Origin of the sequence: Pseudomonas simiae, assembly GCF_000934565.1 — a bacterium.
GTDB lineage: Bacteria > Pseudomonadota > Gammaproteobacteria > Pseudomonadales > Pseudomonadaceae > Aquipseudomonas > Aquipseudomonas simiae.
Map to the genome: position 1 here is coordinate 874,019 of NZ_CP010896.1, position 18,943 is coordinate 892,961.

The window sequence follows — 18,943 nt, forward strand, 5'->3', positions numbered from 1 at the left end:
CAGGGCCATGCTCAGCGAAATTTTTCCAGGCAAGGCGGGAGCACGAATCATGAGTGTGTACGAGTGGGCACGGCAGGAATTGCGCAGAAGCCAGGACGCGGCACAGGAAATCGGTTTTGACCCGGGCCTGACCTTGCGTGCCATGCTCAGCGCGGTGGTGCAGCAGAGCAAGGGCGTGCGCAGTTTCGAAGACCTGGCCGACGAGCTGCAATACCTTGCAGAGAACCTCGACGACCAGCAGGAATACGCCTTTATGCGCCCTTAGTGGCGCGGTGGCAGGTCTTCGGAAAACAGCTCGTCTTCAGCGTCCGGGGCCACGGGAATCTTGTGTTCTTCAGCAGCCCAGGCGCCCAGGTCGATGAGCTTGCAGCGGTCCGAGCAGAACGGCCGGTTGAGGTTGGTCGCTTTCCATTCCACGGGTGCGCCGCAGGTTGGGCAGTCGACGGTCAAGGGTTGGCTCATGATCGGCCTCCACGCAAAGTAAGGTAAAAGTGGTGCAGTCGCTCGACCTCGCTGTGCAGCCAGGCAAGGTCCCGGTCATTGACCAGTACATCATCGGCATGGTTCAGGCGGTCTTCGCGGCTGGATTGAGCCTTGAGGATTGCCTGCACCTGTTGCTCGTTGATGCCGTCGCGCTGCAGGGTACGCTGAATCTGCAGCGACTGCGGCACATCGATCACCAGGATGCGCTGGGTCATGCTGTACTGGCCGGACTCGATCAGCAGCGGCGACACCAATATCGCGTAAGGCGACTTCGCGCGCGCCAGGTGGCTGCGAATCTCCTCGCCAATCAACGGGTGCAGCAAGGCTTCGAGCCAGCGGCGCTCTTCGGGTTCTTCAAAGATCAGCTTGCGCAGGGCGGCGCGGTTCAACTGGCCGTCGGGATGCAGCACGCCAGCACCGAAGTGCTCGGCGATGCGCGCCAGTGCCGGCCGTCCAGGCTCGACCACCCAGCGGGCGGCGTGATCGGCGTCCACCAGGTCGATGCCAAGGTCGATAAAGTGCTGGGCCGCGGCGCTTTTACCGCTGCCGATGCCACCAGTGAGGCCGAGAATCCAGGGTGTTGTAACAGGAGTGGTCATCTGAAACCGACAGACTGCAAATAGAAGTTGGTTATTTGACCACCCCAGAGCAATGCAATCCAGCCGGCAATCGCCAGATACGGACCAAATGGCATCGGTGCCGGCGCGTGGGACTTGCGCAGGCGCATCAGGATCAAGCCCACGACCACACCCACCAGCGACGACATCAACAGGGTCATGGGCAGGATCTGCCAGCCCCCCCAGGCGCCGAGCAAGGCCAGCAGCTTGAAGTCGCCATGGCCCATGCCGTCCTTGCCGGTGACCAGCTTGAACAGCCAGAACACGCTCCACAGGCTCATGTACCCGATGACCGCACCCCACAAGGCCTCGGGCAGTGTCGTCAGCAGGCCGAACCCGTTGACGATCAGCCCCAGCCACAGCAGCGGCATCACTAGCACATCCGGCAACAGCTGATGGTCTGCATCGATCAGGCTCATCGCCAACAATCCCCAGCTCAGCACCAGCACTGCGCCCGCCTGCCAGCCAAAGCCGAAACGCCAGGCCACCCAGGCTGAGATCAATGCACACGCCAGTTCAGTGAGCGGATAACGGGGGCTGATCGCACCTTGGCAATGGGCGCAGCGGCCTCGCAGAAACAGGTAGCTGAGCAGTGGGATATTTTCCCACGGACGTATCGGATGATTGCAGTGTGGGCAGCAGGAACTGGGGTGCATCAGGTTGTAGGTCGGGCCGGCAGGCTCAGCGGGCATGCCGAGCACTTCGAGCGCCTGGGCCCGCCATTCCCGTTCGAGCATCGTTGGAAGGCGCCACACCAGCACGTTGAGAAAGCTGCCGACGATCAGGCCCAGCAGCGACGCCAGCGCAACAAAAGCCCAGGGGTGTCCGGCCAACAGCAGGCTCAAAATGCGCTCCCCAACTGGAAGACTGGCAGGTACATGGCGATCACCAATGCGCCGACAATGCCTCCCAGGACCACCATGATCAGGGGCTCCATGAGGTGGGTGAGGTGATCGACCAGGTTGTCCACATCGGCCTCGTAATGGTTGGCGACCTTTTCCAGCATGCGGTCCAGTGTGCCCGACTCTTCGCCGATGGCTGTCATCTGGATCGCCATGCCGGGGAACAGGCCGCTGGTGAGCATGGATTGGTTCAATGGCATGCCAGTCGCTACATCGCGTCGCATCTGTTCGATTGCCCGTCTGAATGGCCCGGAACCGGCGGCACCGGCCACTGAATCCAGTGCCTGCAGTAACGGAACGCCGGCGGCAAACGTGGTGGACAGTGTGCGGGCGAAGCGGGCCACGGCGGATTTGCTCAGCAGTTTGCCTGCCACGGGCGCTTTCAACAAACAGCTGTCCAGCCATAGACGGAAATCCGCCAAGCGCCGATACGCTTCGCGCAGCCCCAGGCCTCCCGCAAGACCGCCCAGCGCCACGGCCCACCAGGCTTTCTGCATGAACTCGGAAAGGCCGATGACCTGCAGGGTGAAACCCGGCAGCTTGCCGTCGACCCCGGCAAACAGGTTCTGGAACTGTGGCACGACGTGGACCAGCAGCACGCCGGTGACGAGGCTGGCGACCACCAGCACGGTGATCGGATAGGTCATGGCTTTTTTGATCCTCGTCTTTAGCTGCTCGCTCTTTTCCCGGTGGATCGCCACGCGCTCCAGCAAGGTTTCAAGTGCTCCGGCCTGTTCGCCGGCGGCCACCAGGTTGCAGTACAGCTCGTCGAAACAACGCGGCTGCTTGCGCAGCGCCTCGGCAAGGCTGGTGCCGGCTTCGATGGCCTGTTTCAACCCTTGCACACGCTCACGCAAGGCGCGGTTGTCGAAGCCCTCAGCGATGATGTCGAAGGCCTGCAGCAGCGGAATACCGGCCTTCAGCAGGGTGGCCAGTTGGCGAGTGAACAGGGTGATGTCGGTTGATGTGATCGAGGCTGCCAGGCTCGACAGCACTGGGGATTTTTTGCGCACATGCCCTGGGCAGATGCCCTGTTTTCGCAACTGTGCCTTCACCAGGGCAGGGTTGTGTCCGGTGGTTTGCCCGGACACCCTGCGTCCTTTGCGGTTGATGCCTTCCCAGGCGTAGAGCGTTGAAGCGTTGTCCATGTCACGGTTCCGCACAGAGGTCGTCGAAGCTTTATAGCGTAGTCAGGTGACGGATTCTGACAGGCTGGCAGTGGCGGATAAAATGTCAGAATGTGCGTCTTGTGCGCGATTGAGCGCCTGCGGATGAGTACACTGGCGCCGCTGTACAACACGGGGCGCAGGACGCGCCTTGTCATGAGTTCTATCCTGGAGAGTGAATGTGAGACGTCAAAAAGGTTTTACCCTGATCGAGCTCTTGATCGTCGTGGCAATCATCGGCATTTTGGCCACCATCGGCCTGCCCATGTACACCACCCACCAGGCCAAGGCCAAGTTCACCGCCGGCCTGGCTGAAATTACCGCGTTGAAGCCTGGTTATGAAGACACCCTCAACCAGGGCACGGTCCCCACGCTGGCATTGATCGGCGGCACCAGCCCGACAGCCAACTGCAAGATTGACGTGACAGGGGACGTTGCCACGGGCGCGGGTTCCATCAGTTGCGAAATACTGGATGCCCCGGCACCGGTGCTCGGCAAGACCATCAGCCTGACACGCAATGCCGCCACGGGTTGGACATGCACCACCACCGCTGACGCAAAATATGTCGCCAAGGGCTGCGGCGCCGACGGCGCTTAACTGTTAAACCCTCCACAGGGAAGTTGAGGTGACCGATGGGGTTATTCGTAGAGCAGCGTGGCAGTGTTTTTCTGGTCGCAGTGATGTGCCTGCTGCTTTTCGGAATTTGTGCTCCCTTCAGTGGGCATGATCTGCAACGGGTGATGCAGATCGGCATCGGGGCTTGCGCTGTGCTGTATGGGCTGTCGGTCGCCCGCGTTGAACGGCTGGTTGACCGGCCCACAGCCTTGGGTCTGGCGCTGATCATCGGGCTGGGCCTGATGTCGTCGATGCGGGCTCACCAGCCGCTGTGGGCATTTGCTGAAGTGGCGGTGTTTGTTGGCTGCGGCGCGATTGCCGTGGCATTTGCCCTGCTGCGACGCCAGGGCGGTGAGCCTTTGGACCGTGCCTTGATCCTGTTTGTGGTGCTGTTGTGCCTGATCAAGTCGATTCAATACACCTATGCCGGTGCCCTGGCGTTCATCAGCGCCGAGCGGGTGCTGGACCCTGACGCGTTGCTGTCCGGCTTTTCCAACAAGCGTTTCTACGGCCAGTTCCAGACATTCACCTTGCCGCTGCTGGCGCTTCCTTTGTTGATCCCCACGCTGTCTCGCCCACTCAAGGCCGCGACTTTTACGCTGCTGTGCGTGTGGTGGCTGATCGCAGTGGGGGGCGGCACGCGCGGCACCTGGCTGGGCATGGGCGTCGCGGCTGTGGTGTCGGCGGTGCTGGGACCATGGGGGCGGCGCTGGTTGGGTTGGCAGTTGGCCGCACTGCTGGGTGGATTGTTGCTGTACTGGCTGGTGTTTAAGGTGTTGGCGGATCATTTGGGAATCGAGATCGCGAATGCCGCCAGCGATCGCCTCACCACCTCCTTGTCGGGGCGTGGTCCGATCTGGTGGCAGGCCTGGCATATGCTCGTCGAGCGGCCTTGGCTGGGATTCGGGCCGATGCATTTCGCTGATATCCCCAACAGTATTGCCGCTCATCCCCACCAGGCCATCCTGCAATGGACCAGTGAGTGGGGGGTGCCATCGGCTTTGTGCGTTGCGGTGTTGGCTTGGCGAGGGGGCTGGGCAACGTTCGGTGTACTGCGTAAGCGCGCGCTGAGCGCCGAGCGTGCAGACCTGCTGCGGCTCTGCCTGTTTGCGGCGCTGGTGGGTGCGTTAGTGCAGTCCATGGTCGATGGTGTGATTGTGATGCCTAACTCCCAGGTCTGGCTGGCGCTGGTGGTGGGCTGGCTGATGGCGTTGCACGTATGGCGAGCTCCGGCAGCGGTCGAACGATCATGGGCCTGGGGGGCGTGGAAAGCACTGAGCGTGTTGGCCGTTGGTCTGCTGATTTTTATTGCGTTGCGCGATGTGCCGCACTTCAAACAGGCCCAGCAGCAGTACCTGGACGCCCATGGCGATTACCTGCAACCACGCTTCTGGGCCCAAGGTGTGATTGCCCGCTGACGGCGGCAAGTTGCCGGACTCTCGATGCGGTGCTAGCTTTAGCCCACCGCCCGTGTAGCTCAGCCGGTAGAGCAGCGCACTCGTAACGCGAAGGTCGCAGGTTCGATTCCTGTCTCGGGCAAAAAGGCAACAAAGGCAGTACTGTTTTCAGTTGATCCCAGAATGGTTCTGAAGGCCAGACGAGCTGGTATTTGCGCCCGCTCTTTTGTATCTGCGCAACCTTGATGACCCAGATGCATCCCCATTCCTCGATCTAAGAGAACAACATGACCACGACTGAAATGACCCAGGAAGTTCGGCACGAAGAAGCACTCAAGAAGTACCTTGAGGACACGCCGCAGCTGAAAGAAGAGATCAAGGACCTGAGCGCCGATGATCAGCGTGACCAGATCCAGTGGGCATTCGAGGATGAGGCCGAGAGCCAGGGCTACCAGCCCTGGGAGCTGACCCTCAAGTACACCTCGACACCGGAAGCGTTCGAAGCGGCGCGACTGGCCTTGCATAAAGAGGCGGCCGAAGTGCTGGGTGTCGAATGGGAAGAATATTGCGAAATGAATGACCTGGTGGTTTAAAAGCAGTCCGCAGGAGCGGGCAAGCTCGCTCCTGCAGTCAAGGCGCCTCAGATGCTAAGGCGCATCGACAAATCCACCGCCTTCACATCCTTGGTCATCGCGCCAATCGAGATGTAATCCACCCCGGTCTCGGCGATGGGTAGCAGGGTGCTTTCATTGATCCCGCCGCTGGCCTCCAGCTTCGCCTTACCGCCGTTCAGGCGCACGGCTTCACGCATATCGTCCAGGCTCAACTCATCGAGCATGATGATATCCGCGCCCGCCGCCAGGGCTTCGCGCAGCTCATCCAGGCTTTCAACTTCGATTTCCACCGGCTTGCCGGGGGCGATCTTGTGGGCGGCCGTGATTGCCTGGGCAATGCCGCCACAGGCCGCGATATGGTTTTCCTTGATCAGGAACGCGTCATACAAGCCGATACGGTGGTTGTGGCAGCCACCGCAAGTCACTGCGTATTTCTGCGCCAGGCGCAGCCCCGGCAGGGTTTTGCGGGTGTCCAGCAGCTTGACCTGGGTGCTGGCGACAAAGTCCGCGAGAAATTGCGCGCGGGTGGCGACCCCGGACAGCAACTGCAGGAAATTCAGCGCACAGCGTTCGCCGCTGAGCAGCGAGCGTGCCGGGCCTTCAAGGCGGAACAGCACCTGATTGGGGCTGACGCGCTCACCGTCAGCCACTTGCCAATGCACGGCAACCCGAGGGTCCAGTTGGCGGAACACCGCATCCACCCAGGCCGTTCCGGCGATGACAGCGGTGTCGCGGGTAATGATGGTGGCCGTGGCCAGCCGTTCGGCCGGGATCAACTGCGCAGTGATGTCGCCGCTGCCGATGTCTTCCAGCAGTGCGCGGCGCACGTTGGCTTCGATTTCGGCGGTGAGGTCGGCAAGACGGAGATTCGGCATAACAGGCTCCACAGACAAAGTGCCCCGATTATAGGGGCAGTGCGCGTTCGAACCCAGGCTCACCACTCATTTACCGTGCAAAGGCAGAGTTTGCTGGCGCACCTGCCCTCATTTGCCAGATAATCTAGCGCCTTGCAATTGGCGTCATAGCTTTGACGTTCAGAAAGATACCGCCGTTTCAGGAGGCCAGGATGCACAATGACGCAAAGGTGGTGCCTTTCAATAAGGCGTCCGCCACGCCATCGCCGCTCGCCAGACTGCCGGTAGTGTTGCTGCAGGTCCGCGACAAGGCGGCGCAACAGCTGCAGCAAGGGCTGCAGGACCTGTTCGATAACGCCGACGACACCTTGTTCGAAATGGCCGACAAGGCGCGCAACAACCTCGACCATCATATTTTCTTCGAGGCCATGCGCGACCTGCGCCTCAAGCGCAAGAATTTCGAGCGCGTGTTCATGGAGCGCCTGTTTGAAGCCTTCGCCAGCCTGGGTCAGGCAGGGCGGGGGGAATTGCAGTTGGTGCCAGTGGTTTCCTACGACGCGGCACCGGGCTCGTCCAGGGATGACCTGGAAAAAGCCGTTACGCTTGAAGCAATGCTGGATCGGGTGCGGCATCGTGACGGCCTGGCCTTGGGGCAACTCACGGCGCGCTTGAGCGCGTTGCTCGGCAACCAGCTGGATGATCGCGAGAACCCACTGGGGCCAGCGCTGCTGTGTGAGTGCTTCCTGCGGGCGGGACGCAGCCTGGGCGTGGAGATCCGCGTCAAACTGATCATGCTCAAGCTGTTTGAAAAATACGTACTCAGTGACGCCGACCAACTGTACGGCGAAGCCAATCAATTGCTGGTCGCGACCGGTGTGTTGCCTGAACTCAAGGCCGTACCGTCCCGCCGGCGTGAGGCGCGTGAGGCCCGCGAGCTTGCGCGCGAAGAAGCCTTGCCGCCTGTCGACGAAAATGGCCAGGAAGCCTTCGCCGCGCTGCAGCCGTTGCTCACCGCGGTACGCGGTAGCGTGGCGCCGACCCTTGAAGCCTGCGCCGAACCCTTGCCCATCTCCCCCCGTGACCTGCTGCGCCTGCTGTCCCACTTGCAGCAATATGTACCCGAGCCTGAGGTCGAGGATGATTTCGACCTGCGCAACCAGCTTGAACAGTTGCTCACCCGCGTCAGCGTCAAGAGCGGTAAGTCGCGGGTGGTGGAGGAGGCGGACGAAGATGTGATCAACCTGGTCGCGTTGCTGTTCGAATTCATCCTCAACGACCGGGCCGTGCCCGATGCCTACAAGGCCTTGATCGGTCGCCTGCAGATCCCGATGTTGAAAGTGGCGGTGCTGGACAAGAGCCTTTTCAGTCGAGCCAGCCACCCGGCGCGACGCCTGCTCAATGAAATCGCCACCGCTGCCATGGGCGCCAGCCAGCGCGACCCTCTGTACCTGCGCATCGAGCAGGTAGTGCAGCGCTTGCTCAATGAATTTGTCGAAGACCCGGTGATCTTTTCCCAATTGCTCGCCGAGTTCAGCGCCTTCACCGCTGATGAGCGACGGCGCAGCGACTTGCTTGAACAGCACACCCGTGATGCCGAAGCCGGGCGTGTGCGCACCGAAGCTGCGCGTCAGCGCGTGGCCGATGTGCTGAACAAACGCCTGCTTGGCAAGACGCTGCCGCGTCCGGTCGTGCAATTCCTGCAGCAGGCCTGGAGCCAGGTGCTGTTGCTGGCCAGCCTCAAGCATGGCGAGCAGTCGGTGCAATGGCAGGCGGGGCTGCGCACCATGGACGAACTGATCTGGAGCGTCGGCCTGCAGCAAGACACCGAAGCCGGGCGTCATTTGCTGGGGCAACTGCCGGGCTTGCTCAAGGCCCTGCGCGACGGATTGACCAGCGCCGCGTTCGACCCCTTCAGCACCCGCGAGTTTTTCGTGCGTTTGCAGGCCTTGCATGTCCAGGCCCCTGGCGGGGGCGACGAATGGATCGAAGTGCGTGAGCCGTTTGTACTGACCTCTGCGTTACCCGATCCGGTCCGCGATCTGCCGGACAACGACCCCGACCTGCTGAAAGCCCGACAGCTCAAGGTGGGTGATTGGGTGGTGTTCGAGGGAGGCGAAGCGACTACGCTGCGCTGCCGGCTGACGGCGATCATGGCGCCGGCCGACACCTATGTCTTCACCAGCCGCACGGGGCTCAAGGTGTTAGAGAAAAGCGCGGGCCAACTGGCAGTGGCGTTCAAGCGGGGCGCGCTGCACACCCTGGACGCTGGCCCCTTGTTCGAGCGTGCCTTGACTGCCGTCGTGGGCAAACTGCGTCAACTCAATCGCGGCAAGTGATCGCAACCGAAGGGGCGAACGCGGCATACTGGTCACATGTTGTCTCGTTCAAGGAACCTGTATGCAGTTGGACCCCACCAGCGGTTGGTGCAAAGGCATCCGTCATTGCCCTTCGCCCAACTACAACGAGCGCCCCGCCGGCGAAATCTCACTGCTGGTGGTGCATAACATCAGCCTGCCGCCGGCGCAGTTCGCCACCGGCAAAGTGCAGGAATTCTTCCAGAACCGTCTGGATGTCACGGAACATCCCTACTTTGAAGGGATCGCCGACCTACGGGTGTCTGCGCATTTTCTGATTGAGCGTGATGGTGCGGTGACGCAGTTTGTGTCCTGTCTCGACCGGGCCTGGCATGCCGGGATCTCACAGTTCGAGGGTCGGGATACCTGCAATGACTTTTCCCTGGGGGTTGAGCTCGAAGGCACGGATGACCAGCCGTTTACTGACGCCCAATATGCGTCGTTGATCGACCTGACCCGCCAGTTGCTGGCGGCTTACCCCGGCATCACGCCTCAGCGCATTTGTGGTCACAGCGATATCGCTCCGGGTCGCAAGACCGATCCCGGCCCGGCTTTTGATTGGACGCGCTTTCGCAGCGCCCTGCAGGATGGAGGACACGCACGATGAGTTTCCTGGTGTTGGTGCTGGCCGTATGGATCGAGAAGTTCTCGGCCCTGCGCCAGCGGTTACAGCGTGATGGTGGTTTGCTGCGTGAACTGGCCAAGCTGGAATCGAGCCCACGCATGGGCAAGCAGCCCTGGTTGATCCTGGCATTGCTGGTGTTATTACCGGTGGCCTTGCTGGCGTTGTTGCTGCTGGTGCTGGAACCGGTGGCCTACGGACTGTTAGCGCTGCCGGTGCACCTGCTGGTGGTGATCTACAGCCTGGGCCGTGGTGATCTGCTCGCCGGGCTGGGTCCCTTTCGCGACGCCTGGCGACGGGGCGACCTGCAAGCCGCCGAGCATGTCGCCGAGCGTGACCTGAATCTGAGCGCCGACAGTGGTGAACAGTTGCTCGAACGCGTCCAGGGCCATCTGTTGTGGCAGGCCTACCAGAGCTTTTTCGCGGTGATTTTCTGGTACTTCCTGTTGGGCCCGGTTGCCGCGCTGGCTTATCGCTTGCTCGCACTGGCCAGTGAATACAGCAAGAACCCTCTGGTGGCCGAGCGGGCCGGGCAACTGCGCCACGCATTTGACTGGCTGCCGGTGCGCCTGCTGGCAGCCAGTTTTGCCCTGGTGGGCAACTTCGTCGCCGTGGGCCGCGTGATGCTGCACGAACTGTTGAGCTGGGACATCAGCGCCGCCGAACTGGTGGAAAAAGTCGGCCTGGTCGCCGCTGAAATCCCGCCACCGGCGGTCGGCCCCGATGGCATCAACAGCCTGGACCGCCTCTGGGAACTGCTTTTGCGTGCGGCGGTGCTGTGGTACGCCGGGTTTGCGATCTGGACGGTGTTGCCTTAACGCCCTATCTCATTAACCTTAAGTTACAAAACTCCCTTTCAAATTGAGCTATACAGATGCTGGCTAACTGCCGCCCTGCGCCTCGATAAAAATAAAAGAAAGGGAGTTAACCTGTGAAGAGCTTGCTCTATCCCGCCGTCGCGCTGATGAACCGCCTGAGCTTCGGCATGAAGTTCAGCTTGGTCAGCGTGTTGTTCCTGCTGCCGATGCTGGCGACCAACTATTACCTGGTGCGTGATTCGTGGCGCGAATACCAGGGCACGCGGGTGGAGCTGCAGAGCCTTGATTTGCTCGGTAGCAGCCTGGCCCTGCGCCGCGACCTGGAAACCCTCAACAACCAGGTGCAGATCAACGCCACGCTGGGCCAGTCCGGCAAGGCGGGCGATCTTGAGGGCAAGATCAGCGCCCTGGAACAAAGCGTGCTGAGCCGCCTGCAAAGCCTCAACGCCATGGCGACTGAGCCCGAGCAAATTGCCGCTTTTGACGCCAAGCGCGACGAGTTGATCGCAGCCTTCAAGGCCCAGCAACAGGAAACGTCGTTGCTGAGCAAAAGTGCTTTGATCGACAAGTTGCTCAACAAGGCGCAGATGCTCAGCCAGATCATTGCCAGCCAAGCCGGTTTGAGCCGCGACCCCCAGAGCGACCTGCGCCAACTCAGTGAGCTGATCACCAGCGTGACCCCACTCGTCACCCAGACCCTGGGTGAAGGTCGAGCAATGGGCGCGTATTCCCTGGGGCAGGGTTTTCTCAACTCGTCGTCCAGCACACGGTTTGACGAGCTGTTGCAGCAATTGGAAAAAATCCAGGCCGAATATGGCCTGAAGTTGCAAGATGCCTTGGGCTCCAGCAAAGCCGCCCATGCGGCTCTCGACGGCCTGGCCAAGTCCAGCAACGCCAGCCTCAAGCAAGGCAGCGAGTTGTTTGAAGAACAGGTGGTGATGGCCGAAACCCTCGACGCGCCCTGGCAGGATTTCTACGACGGCGTCAGCCGATTGATGGCCCAGACGTACCAGTTGGATGACGCCACCCTGACGTTCCTCGGGCAGCAATTGGAGCAACGCCTGGCACAGAACCGTACGCATATGGTGGTGCTGGTCTCGGCCCTCAGCGCGGTGTTCCTGCTGATTTTCTACTTGTATGCAGGCTTCTACGCCTCCACGCGCACCACCTTGCGGCGCTTGGGCGCGATGATGGATAAGGTCGCGGCCGGCGACATGACCGTCACCTTTGTCGCGCAGAGCCGCGATGAGCTGGGTGACCTCGGCCAGGTGTTCAATGGCACCGTGGCGAAGATCCATGACTTGATCGAGCGCGTCGGGCACACCGTCAGTCAGGTCGAGCTGCAGGCCGGGCAGGTGGAGACGGTCTCGGCCCAGAGCAACCAGGCCGTTTCCGGGCAGCGTATGCAGATCGAACAGGTGGCGACGGCCATGAACCAGATGTCGTCCACTGCCCAGGAAGTCGCGCGCAGTGCGGCGGCGGCGGTCAGCAGTGCCCACAGCGTCAACGACGAAACCGTCAGCGGCCGCAGCCTGGTGCAATCCCAGCAGGGCAGCATTGCGCGACTGGCGACGGAGATCGATCAGTCGGTGCAGGTAATCAACCAACTGGCCACCGACAGCCAGTCCATCAGCAGCGTGTTGGAAGTGATCAAAAGCATCGCCGAACAAACCAACTTGCTGGCGCTCAACGCGGCCATCGAGGCCGCGCGCGCCGGCGAGCAAGGGCGTGGGTTTGCGGTGGTGGCCGATGAGGTGCGGACCCTGGCGCGCCGTACCCAGCACTCCACCGAGGAGATCGAGCAGATGATCAGCCGCTTGCAAAGCGGCGTGGCGGCGGCCGTGAAAGCCATGGGCAGCAGTCATGATATGGCCAGTGGCACCGTGGGGCAGTCGGAAAGGGTTCAGCAAGCCCTGGAAAATATCCTCGGTGCCGTCGGGATGATCGTCGATCAAAACCAGCAGATCGCCGCCGCTGTGGAGCAACAAACCGCCGTCGCCCACGATATTGACCAGAACATCGTTGAAATCAATCGGGCTGGTGAGCATGCCGCCGAGGGCGCGTATCAGACCGAAGCGGCGAGTCGACAGCTGTCGCTGCAGGTGATTGAGTTGAAACAATTGATCGGCGCGTTTCGGGTATGAGAATTGAATGTAGGATTTATCGTTTCATGGTGTGGCGCTTGTCCTGATTTTGCTGCGTCTCTTTTCTGGAGCCGTGAATGGGTGAAACTTGTTTCACTCGATTTCAAGTCCGGGGGAGGCACAGCGATGACCGCTGCGATCGGCATCAAAGGGCACTGCGCCCATTGTGATATCACCTTTAATCTCAAGCCTTGGCAACTCAACGCCATCGCCATCGAAGAACCGTTCGATTGCCCTTACTGCCAATGGATCTTGCAACTGAACTGCCCTCGACAGTTGCGCCAGTTCAGGTCCCTGGACCAGTGGGCGCTGGTGCGCCCGAGCATGGTGGTGTTGACCTGCATGGTGCTGATCGTGGCGTTGGTGGCGGAGTGGGTGGGGCTGATCAGTGTGATCGGCCAATTCAACATCTCGTTGGTGGTCTTACTGGTGCATTTGCTGGTGTTGCGATACGCCCGTCACCGCCAGCGCCTGATCTTGAATCTGCAACGGGTAACGCCCGCGCTACCAGTTGAACAGCTCGCACGCATTGCGTGTGCTCGCCTCAGCCAGCAATAGAGGGCTGATGCCCATGCGCTCGGCAAGCTCAGTGCAGATAGCCGGCAGGTGTTCGGGGCTGTTGCGCTGGCCGGGATACATGGCGGGCGCCATATCCGGTGAGTCGGTTTCCAGTACCACGGCGTCCAACGGCAGGTGGGCCAGCACCTTGTGCATGCGCAGGGCCTGAGGCCAAGTGGCGGCGCCCCCCAGCCCGAGTTTGAAGCCGAGCTTGATGTATTCGCGGGCTTCTTCGCGGCTACCGGCAAACGCATGGATGATGCCGCCACGGGGCAGGCGAATGCGCTTGAGGGTAGCGATGACGTCCGCGTGGCTACGACGGACATGCAGCAGCGCCGGCAGCTGGAAGTCCACGGCCAGTTTCAGTTGGGCTTCAAACAGGCTTTGCTGGCGTTCGCGGTCCAACTGTTCGAGGAAGTAATCCAGCCCGATTTCGCCTACCGCACACAGTTGCCGGTGACCGTGCAGGCGAGTCAGCCAGTCGCCGAGCTCCGTCAGGTCGGCGGGGCGATGGTCATCGAGGTAGACCGGGTGCAGGCCAAACGCAGCGAACAAGCCTTCGTCCGTTTGCACCAGATCCCACAGCCGCTGCCAATTCTGCTGATACACCCCAAGGACCACCATGCGTCGCACGCCCAGCGCTCGGCTGTGAGCGAGGACTTCCCGGCGATCGCTGTCGAAATCCGGGAAGTCCAAATGGGTGTGGGTGTCGATCAGTTCCACGCTCAAGCCTCGCGAATACGCTGCTTGAACGTCCGGCCGATGGCATGCACGCCGGGTTGGTACTGCTCGTCTTCGACCGCGACCAGGGCCAGGCGCAGCGCGGTCTCGGCGATCAGTTGATGTTGCTGGGCCATGGCGTTGACCGGCAGCGGCAGGAAATCCAGCAACTGTGTATCACCAAAGGTGCCCAGGCGCAGCGGCCGCGATTTGAGTGGGAAGTCATGCAGCGCGTCGAACACGCCCTGCAGCAGCACGTAGGACGTGGTCACCAGTGCGTCAGGCAAGTGCCCCAGTTGCTGCAGAAGTTGCTCCATCAACTGTCGGCCACAGTCGCGGCTGAAGGCTTCGCCGTGTTCGACGATCACCTCGCCGGTGAACCCTTCCAGCGCTTCACGGAAACCGGCGGCACGCTCCTGGCTGATGCTCAGCTCGGGCCGCGCGCCGATCAGCACGATCTGCTTGGGCAGGGGCTGCAACAGGCTGCTGGTCAATTGCAGGCACGCTTGGCGGTCGTCGCTGACCACCGAGCAGAATTGATCTGCGCCCATCACCCGGTCGATGGCAATCACCGGCAAACCCTTGGCCTGCAGCTCGCGGTAACTGTCATCGCTGGCCGGCAGGCAACTGGCGACAAACAGCGCGTCACACCGCCGGGCGCGGAACAGTTGCAGCAATTGACGCTCGCTGTCGGCATCGTCGTCGGAACTGGCGATCAGCAGTTGATAGCCGCGCGCCCGGGCACCTTGCTCCAAAAGCTTGGCGATGCGTGCGTAACTGGGGTTTTCCAGGTCGGGCAGGATAAAGCCCAAGGTGCGCGTGTGCCGACTGCGCAGCCCGGCGGCCTGAGGGTTGGGGGTAAAACCATGGGCTTCGACCACAGCACGCACCCGTTCGACGGTGGCGTTGCTGATGCGTTGCTGTTCGGCCTTGCCGTTGATGACGTAGCTGGCGGTGGTTACGGACACACCGGCAAGACGGGCGATATCACTGAGTTTCAAACCGGGATTTCCTTGTTTTCTGGAGCGGGCCCCGACATTTTCTCCAATCGTAACCGATTCCTGTACACGACCAATGTCCTGGCTCAAGCGCCGAGTGGTTCTTCAAGGATGCGCAATTAACGCGTAGTCTTCCATAAGATCTAGATTAAACGTTTCAGCCAGCGTATTTTTACGACGTTCGCGACTGAGTGGCTACTGCCAATTGACTACTCAGTCAGTTAATCATGAACACCCTTTACACTGTTTGTTTAAAACAATACCTAGTGCGCCACCGCACTAACTAGGAGAACGGCATGCTTGAGCTCACTGTAGAGCAGATTTCCATGGGCCAGGTGGCCGTGGACAAATCTGCTGCCTTGCACCTGCTCGCTGAAAAACTGGTGGCCGACGGCCTGGTCGCCGAGGGATACCTCAGCGGTTTGCAAGCCCGTGAAGCCCAAGGCTCGACCTTCCTCGGTCAAGGCATTGCCATTCCCCACGGCACTCCCGAAACGCGCGATCAGGTGTTCTCCACCGGTGTGCGCCTGCTGCAGTTTCCCGAAGGGGTGGACTGGGGGGACGGCCAGATCGTGTACCTGGCCATCGGCATTGCCGCCAAATCCGACGAACACCTGCGCCTGTTGCAACTGCTCACCCGCGCCCTCGGTGAAACCGACCTGGGCCAGGCTCTGCGCCGTGCCGGTAGCGCCGAAGCGCTGTTGAAACTGCTGCAGGGTGCGCCGCAGGAACTGGCGCTGGATGCGCAGATGATCGGCCTGGGCGTGTCCGCTGACGACTTCGAAGAGCTGGTATGGCGCGGTGCACGGCTGTTGCGTCAGGCCGATTGTGTGAGCAATGGTTTCGCTGCCGTGTTGCAGCAGGTCGATGCGCTGCCCCTGGGCGATGGCCTGTGGTGGTTGCACAGCGAGCAGACCGTCAAGCGCCCGGGCCTGGCGTTTGTCACCCCGGACAAACCCATGCGCTACCTCGGCCAGCCGCTCAATGGCCTGTTCTGCCTGGCCAGCCTGGGGGAAGCCCACCAGACGCTGCTCGAACGCTTATGCGCCTTGCTGATAGAAGGTCGCGGCCAGGAACTCGGCCGCGCCACCAGCAGCCGCGCCGTGCTTGAAGTGCTCGGTGGAGAATTGCCACCAGACTGGCCTGCTGCGCGCATTACCCTGGCCAACGCCCACGGCCTGCACGCGCGCCCGGCGAAGATCCTTGCGCAGTTGGCGAAAAGTTTTGACGGCGATCTCCGTGTGCGCATCGTCGATGGCCCGGTGGGCGCCGTGTCGGTGAAAAGCCTGAGTAAATTGCTGAGCCTCGGCGCGCGTCGCGGCCAGGTGCTGGAATTTATCGCCGAACCGAGCATTGCTGGCGACGCGCTGCCCGCACTGCTGGCAGCGGTGGAAGAAGGCCTGGGTGAAGACGTCGAGCCGCTGCCGACCCTGAGCGTCCAGCCTGAAGTCCTCGATATCGAGCCGGAGCTCAGCGCACCCTTGGCCGGTAGCCAGGTTCAGGCCATCGCCGCTGCGCCGGGCATCGCTATCGGCCCTGCGCACATCCAGGTTCTGCAAGTCTTCGATTACCCACTGCGCGGCGAATCTTGCGCCATCGAGCGCGAGCGTCTGCACAGCGCCCTGGCCGATGTGCGCCGCGATATCCAGGGGCTGATCGAACGCAGCCAGTCCAAGGCGATCCGCGAGATTTTCGTCACCCACCAGGAAATGCTCGACGACCCGGAACTCACCGACGAAGTCGACACGCGCCTCAAGCAAGGCGAAAGCGCTGAGGCGGCATGGATGAGTGTGATCGAAGCGGCGGCCAAACAGCAGGAGTCGTTGCAGGATGCCTTGCTCGCCGAGCGTGCCGCCGACCTGCGTGACATTGGCCGTCGTGTGCTGGCGCAACTGTGTGGCGTCGAAACCTCCCAGGAACCGAGTGAGCCTTACATTCTGGTGATGGACGAAGTCGGTCCGTCTGATGTGGCCCGGCTTGATCCGGCGCGCGTCGCTGGCATCCTCACCGCCCGCGGCGGCGCGACGGCCCACAGTGCCATTGTCGCCCGCGCCCTCGGTATTCCCGCGCTGGTGGGCGCCGGTCCGGCGGTGTTGCTGTTGGCCGCAGGTACGCCGTTGTTGCTGGATGGCCAGCGCGGGCGCCTGCATGTGGATGCCGACGCCGCTACCCTGCAACGCGCCACGGTCGAGCGCGACACCCGCGAACAACGCCTGCAAGCGGCCTCGGCACAACGCCACGAACCCGCGTTGACCCGTGACGGTCATGCCGTGGAAGTGTTCGCCAACATCGGCGAAAGCGCTGGCGTCGCCAGCGCGGTGGAGCAGGGCGCCGAAGGCATCGGCTTGCTGCGCACCGAACTGATCTTCATGGCCCATCCGCAAGCGCCGGACGAGGCTACCCAGGAAGCCGAATACCGCCGCGTCCTCGATGGTCTCGCCGGTCGTCCGCTGGTCGTGCGCACCCTCGATGTGGGCGGCGACAAACCGCTGCCTTATTGGCCGATCGCCGAAGAGGAAAACCCCTTCCTCGGCGTGCGCGGCATTCGTCTCACCTTGCAACGCCCGCAGATCATGGAAGCCCAACTGAGGGCGCTGCTGCGCTCGGCGGACAACCGTCCGCTGCGCATCATGTTCCCCATGGTCGGCAGCGTCGATGAGTGGCGCGCCGCCCGTGACATGACCGAGCGCCTGCGTCTGGAAATCCCGGTGGCGGACCTGCAACTGGGCATCATGATCGAAGTGCCGTCGGCCGCGTTGCTCGCGCCGGTATTGGCCAAGGAAGTGGACTTCTTCAGTGTCGGCACCAACGATCTGACCCAGTACACCCTGGCCATCGACCGTGGCCACCCGACCCTGTCCGCTCAGGCCGATGGCCTGCACCCGGCAGTGTTGCAACTGATCGACATCACCGTGCGTGCAGCCCATGCCCATGGCAAATGGGTTGGCGTGTGCGGCGAGCTGGCGGCGGACCCGTTGGCAGTGCCGGTATTGGTCGGCCTGGGGGTGGATGAGTTGAGCGTGTCCGCCCGCAGCATTCCCGAAGTGAAGGCGCGCGTGCGCGAATTCAGTCTGAGCGAGGCCCAGGGCCTGGCGCAAAAAGCACTGGCGGTGGGCTCACCTGCCGAAGTGCGAGCCCTAGTGGAGGCCGTATAGATGGCAAGGATTCTGACCCTGACGCTGAACCCGGCGTTGGATCTGACGGTACGCCTGGCGCGCCTGGAACCGGGTGAAGTCAACCGCAGCGAAACCCTGCTGACCCACGCCGCCGGCAAGGGTGTGAACGTGGCGCAGGTGCTGGCCGACCTGGGCCATGAATTGACCGTGAGCGGCTTTCTCGGTGAAGGCAACCCCCAGGCCTTTGAAGCGCTCATTGCACAGCGTGGGTTTACCGACGCGTTTATCCGCGTGCCCGGTGAAACCCGCAGCAATATCAAGATTGCCGAGCAGGATGGCCGGGTCACCGACATCAATGCACCGGGGCCGCAGGTGACAGAACAGGCGCAGAACGCCTTGCTGGACAAACTGGCGCAGATTGCTCCCGGCTTTGATGCGGTGGTGGTGGCCGGCAGCTTGCCACGCGGCGTCAGCCCGCAGTGGTTCAAGGGGCTGTTGGAGCAGTTGAAACGCTATGGTTTGAAAGTCGCTTTGGACACCAGCGGCGAAGCACTGCGCGCGGGTTTGCTGGCCGGCCCATGGCTGGTCAAACCCAATACTGAAGAGCTGGCCGAAGCCCTGGATAACGCCACCGATGCGGTCAGCCAACTGCACCGGCAAGGTGTCGAACATGTGGTGGTCTCCGACGGTGCCGCCGGCGTGAGCTGGTACAGCCCAAATGCGGCGCTGCAGGCCACACCGCCCAAGGTCACGGTCGCCAGCACCGTAGGCGCCGGCGATTCGCTGCTGGCCGGTATGCTCCATGGTCTGCTCACCGGGGATACGCCGGAACAGACCTTGCGCCGCGCCACGGCGATTGCCGCGATGGCGGTGACGCAGATCGGTTTTGGCATCAGCGATCACGCGCAGTTGGCGCGTCTCGAAAGCGGCGTTCAAGTGCGCTCGCTGACAGAACAATAAGAGG

At 61.9% G+C, this 18,943-nt stretch carries 18 protein-coding genes and 1 tRNA gene; 12 read left to right on the forward strand and 7 right to left on the reverse strand.

Annotated features, from left to right (window positions below):
- The first annotated feature begins 49 nt into the window (after positions 1–49).
- Complete coding sequence (locus tag PF1751_RS03875; protein ID WP_003171680.1) at positions 50–265, forward strand: hypothetical protein; 216 nt, start codon at positions 50–52, stop codon at positions 263–265.
- On the opposite strand, the gene yacG is transcribed toward PF1751_RS03875, so the two are convergent.
- From yacG to PF1751_RS03895, 4 genes are read right to left on the reverse strand one after another with little or no spacing between them, the layout of a single operon-like run.
- Positions 262–462: a DNA gyrase inhibitor YacG gene (gene yacG / locus PF1751_RS03880; RefSeq protein WP_003188437.1), complete on the reverse strand. Its 201-nt coding sequence runs from the start codon at positions 460–462 to the stop codon at positions 262–264. The two genes, PF1751_RS03875 and yacG, sit on opposite strands and share 4 nt — an antisense overlap.
- Positions 459–1,082: a dephospho-CoA kinase gene (gene coaE, locus PF1751_RS03885; RefSeq protein WP_010213235.1), complete on the reverse strand. Its 624-nt coding sequence runs from the start codon at positions 1,080–1,082 to the stop codon at positions 459–461. The genes yacG and coaE overlap by 4 nt, the downstream gene beginning before the upstream one ends.
- Positions 1,079–1,945 carry a prepilin peptidase gene (locus tag PF1751_RS03890; RefSeq protein ID WP_044286633.1) on the reverse strand — a complete coding sequence of 289 codons (867 nt, stop codon included), beginning with the start codon at positions 1,943–1,945 and terminating at the stop codon, positions 1,079–1,081. Before PF1751_RS03890 ends, coaE begins: the two co-directional genes overlap by 4 nt.
- On the reverse strand, positions 1,942–3,150 hold the full coding sequence (locus tag PF1751_RS03895) for a type II secretion system F family protein (protein WP_010213233.1): 1,209 nt from the start codon (positions 3,148–3,150) through the stop codon (positions 1,942–1,944). Before PF1751_RS03895 ends, PF1751_RS03890 begins: the two co-directional genes overlap by 4 nt.
- 193 nt (positions 3,151–3,343) lie before the next feature.
- On the opposite strand from PF1751_RS03895, the gene PF1751_RS03900 reads away from it, so the two are divergent.
- The 4 genes from PF1751_RS03900 to PF1751_RS03915 all read left to right on the forward strand — a co-directional run bounded on the left by PF1751_RS03900 (position 3,344) and on the right by PF1751_RS03915 (position 5,774).
- Positions 3,344–3,766, forward strand: coding sequence for a pilin (locus tag PF1751_RS03900; RefSeq protein WP_021491914.1), 423 nt, complete (start codon positions 3,344–3,346; stop codon positions 3,764–3,766).
- Positions 3,767–3,801: 35 nt separating this feature from the next.
- The gene (locus tag PF1751_RS03905) at positions 3,802–5,202 is read left to right on the forward strand and encodes an O-antigen ligase family protein (RefSeq protein ID WP_044286634.1); all 1,401 of its coding nucleotides are present in this window, start codon (positions 3,802–3,804) and stop codon (positions 5,200–5,202) included.
- A 48-nt stretch (positions 5,203–5,250) separates the two neighbouring features.
- Positions 5,251–5,323 (forward strand) — tRNA-Thr (locus tag PF1751_RS03910).
- A gap of 145 nt (positions 5,324–5,468) precedes the next feature.
- Positions 5,469–5,774, forward strand: coding sequence for a DUF6388 family protein (locus PF1751_RS03915; protein ID WP_010213230.1), 306 nt, complete (start codon positions 5,469–5,471; stop codon positions 5,772–5,774).
- 47 nt (positions 5,775–5,821) lie between these two features.
- Here PF1751_RS03915 and nadC read toward each other — a convergent pair whose 3' ends face one another.
- A complete protein-coding gene (gene nadC / locus PF1751_RS03920; protein ID WP_010213228.1) occupies positions 5,822–6,670 on the reverse strand; it encodes a carboxylating nicotinate-nucleotide diphosphorylase in 849 nt (282 codons plus the stop codon).
- Between the two features lie 191 nt (positions 6,671–6,861).
- Here nadC and PF1751_RS03925 point away from each other — a divergent pair, with 191 nt between their 5' ends.
- The 5 genes from PF1751_RS03925 (at position 6,862) to PF1751_RS03945 (ending at position 13,145) form a co-directional block, all read left to right on the forward strand.
- Positions 6,862–8,985, forward strand: coding sequence for a DUF1631 domain-containing protein (locus PF1751_RS03925; RefSeq protein WP_044286635.1), 2,124 nt, complete (start codon positions 6,862–6,864; stop codon positions 8,983–8,985).
- A gap of 61 nt (positions 8,986–9,046) precedes the next feature.
- The gene (gene ampD, locus PF1751_RS03930; RefSeq protein ID WP_044286636.1) at positions 9,047–9,610 is read left to right on the forward strand and encodes a 1,6-anhydro-N-acetylmuramyl-L-alanine amidase AmpD; all 564 of its coding nucleotides are present in this window, start codon (positions 9,047–9,049) and stop codon (positions 9,608–9,610) included.
- Entirely contained in the window at positions 9,607–10,443 is an 837-nt protein-coding gene (gene ampE, locus PF1751_RS03935; protein WP_044286637.1) for a regulatory signaling modulator protein AmpE, read from the forward strand. The genes ampD and ampE overlap by 4 nt, the downstream gene beginning before the upstream one ends.
- A gap of 1,439 nt (positions 10,444–11,882) precedes the next feature.
- On the forward strand, positions 11,883–12,587 hold the full coding sequence (locus PF1751_RS29775; protein WP_392397730.1) for a methyl-accepting chemotaxis protein: 705 nt from the start codon (positions 11,883–11,885) through the stop codon (positions 12,585–12,587).
- Positions 12,588–12,713: 126 nt separating this feature from the next.
- Positions 12,714–13,145 (forward strand): hypothetical protein, encoded by a 432-nt coding sequence (locus PF1751_RS03945; protein WP_021491908.1) that lies wholly within the window; start codon positions 12,714–12,716, stop codon positions 13,143–13,145.
- On the opposite strand, the gene PF1751_RS03950 is transcribed toward PF1751_RS03945, so the two are convergent.
- Entirely contained in the window at positions 13,092–13,868 is a 777-nt protein-coding gene (locus PF1751_RS03950) for a TatD family hydrolase (protein ID WP_021491907.1), read from the reverse strand. The two genes, PF1751_RS03945 and PF1751_RS03950, sit on opposite strands and share 54 nt — an antisense overlap.
- Positions 13,869–13,870: 2 nt before the next feature.
- Positions 13,871–14,866 carry a catabolite repressor/activator gene (cra, locus tag PF1751_RS03955; RefSeq protein WP_010213216.1) on the reverse strand — a complete coding sequence of 332 codons (996 nt, stop codon included), beginning with the start codon at positions 14,864–14,866 and terminating at the stop codon, positions 13,871–13,873.
- Between the two features lie 293 nt (positions 14,867–15,159).
- Here cra and ptsP point away from each other — a divergent pair, with 293 nt between their 5' ends.
- Both ptsP and pfkB read left to right on the forward strand, forming a co-directional pair.
- Positions 15,160–18,018 (forward strand): phosphoenolpyruvate--protein phosphotransferase, encoded by a 2,859-nt coding sequence (gene ptsP, locus PF1751_RS03960; RefSeq protein ID WP_010213215.1) that lies wholly within the window; start codon positions 15,160–15,162, stop codon positions 18,016–18,018.
- On the forward strand, positions 18,019–18,939 hold the full coding sequence (pfkB, locus tag PF1751_RS03965; protein ID WP_010213213.1) for a 1-phosphofructokinase: 921 nt from the start codon (positions 18,019–18,021) through the stop codon (positions 18,937–18,939).
- Positions 18,940–18,943: the final 4 nt, after the last annotated feature.